This window comes from Tunicatimonas sp. (genome assembly GCF_049647865.1).
Lineage (GTDB): Bacteria > Bacteroidota > Bacteroidia > Cytophagales > Cyclobacteriaceae > Tunicatimonas.
Map to the genome: position 1 here is coordinate 1 of NZ_JBARYM010000041.1, position 1,931 is coordinate 1,931.

Here is a 1,931-nt window from a genome sequence, read left to right on the forward strand (position 1 = left end):
GTATTTGATTGAATGAGAACTTAGCAGAACGGAAAGATGAACTTACTTCCTGTTCCAAATAATACTAATTTCAAATTGAAGATACCAAATTACAAATTGATAAATGTTTGATTATCAAATACTTAAATAATTTGTGATTTATGATGGTATAAAATTCGCATCAGCAGGCAAACACCTTTTTTGGTTTTGCCTACCTCTAATGAGATAGCAAAACGAGCGGTTTTACTAATTAATATTGATGCGTTTGTTGATGAAAACTTCCAGATGAAGTCTAGTTAATAGGTGGGTCTACTTTATACTTTTAAAATTAATTTTCTTGCGAAAATCAAACTATAATCTTAAAAATTTACATCGTTAGTTCGTCAGTTGTTAGGATATCGTTATATTTAACACATTTTCTAACTAAACCTAGTACTATGTTCACCAGATCAGTCTTTTGGATTGGAGTTTTACTTCTTTCCGCCACCTGTATTTTTTCCAGTTGCCAATCCAGCAAGGTAGCCTACGGGAATAAGCATTATTTCAAGCAACAGCCCCGGGTAGCCCAACAACAGCCAACCCTACAACCATCGGAAGTACCCGACAAGCTAGAATCACTTAGTCTGGCCGATGAGGAGCTATTAGCATCCATCAAGCCTGAATTAGAGCAGTATAAGAGTACTGAGAAACTGATGGCCGATGCCACCCAAAAATTAACCAAAAAACTACATAAGAGTGGTAATTCTCAACTAGCCGAGCGCATAGAGGGAATATCAGATTTGGCTGTATCGGCTAAAGATGAATCATTGACCCGCCGAGAATCTAAAAACAAACGCAAAGAAATCCGCCGCGAAATTCGCTCGCTTGCTAAGGATCTAAAAGCCTCGCCAAACTCAGAGACTATTTTTGATGACTTAGATCCTTACTTAAGAAAAGCTATTTTGTTCTGGATACTTGGCCTTATACTTACTATTCTAGCAGTTGCTTTGTCAGGTGCTGGTGGTGTTGGAGTAATATTTAGTATACTATCGGGAATATCCTGGCTAGTTGGCTCAATATTCTTTATACTGTGGCTTGTTGAAGAACTGGATTAAGCTCTACATATTAGATTAAACAAAGAAAAAGCGCATTTAATAAATGCGCTTTTTTAATTTATTCGTACGAGTGTTCTATTACATTCCTACGGTAAGCCCTACGGTCCACACTGATAACGCTCCGTATCCTAGTTCAGAGTATACTCCGAAGCGTTCGTTCAGCATATAACGCCCACCGAGTATTGTACCAAAATCTACCCCAGTACGGTTGCCGAAAGAATCCTGAAAATCGCGGTTATCAATGTTATACGAGATAACCTCAGCTCCCAATACTACAGTAATGTATAAGTCAAGCTTATCTTCATTCAAACCTAAGTCCAAAGCTTCATTGGCTAGAGCCACGTAATGAAACGAGCCACGTATCCCCGCACCAATGGCGGTAGAACTCCACCCATTTCCAATACCGTAGCGGCCTATTCCGCCGTACACTCCGGCACTGAAGTACTCGTGAAATCCAATTTCGTAGCTAGCATTGAGTGAAGCTCCTATTCCACCGTACCCGTACCAGCTGTAGCGGTTATAATTATTATACCGGTTAATGGTTCGCCCTAATCCTATTCCAATGTTCAGAATGTTGGTGCCTTTATCGTAGGCTAATCCTCCTCCTCTATCACCACCATCTACCCGAACGGTGCTCTGGGCTTGGGCTGTGAAGCCAAAAATGGTTAATAGGCAAATGATTGTGCATAGTTTTTTCATGGTTTAATTGGTTTTGGTTTGTTAAATAAAATGTTTTATTAGTTAATAAAAGAAGAGGGGTTTTAGCTCCTCTCCGTTTTAGTTTAAGGAAGGTTGGTCTCTCCCGCGTTGTCTGAGAAAGTGTTATTGGCATCAATTACTTCTTGATTAGTGGTCAAG

At 39.5% G+C, this 1,931-nt stretch carries 2 protein-coding genes; one reads left to right on the plus strand and one right to left on the minus strand.

Annotated features, from left to right (window positions below; all coding sequences use genetic code 11):
• The first annotated feature begins 416 nt into the window (after positions 1–416).
• Entirely contained in the window at positions 417–1,073 is a 657-nt protein-coding gene (locus WBA23_RS01780) for a hypothetical protein (RefSeq protein ID WP_424580522.1), read from the plus strand.
• 78 nt (positions 1,074–1,151) lie between these two features.
• Here the strand turns inward: WBA23_RS01780 and WBA23_RS01785 are convergent, their stop codons facing one another.
• Entirely contained in the window at positions 1,152–1,772 is a 621-nt protein-coding gene (locus WBA23_RS01785) for a hypothetical protein (protein WP_424580523.1), read from the minus strand.
• Positions 1,773–1,931: the final 159 nt, after the last annotated feature.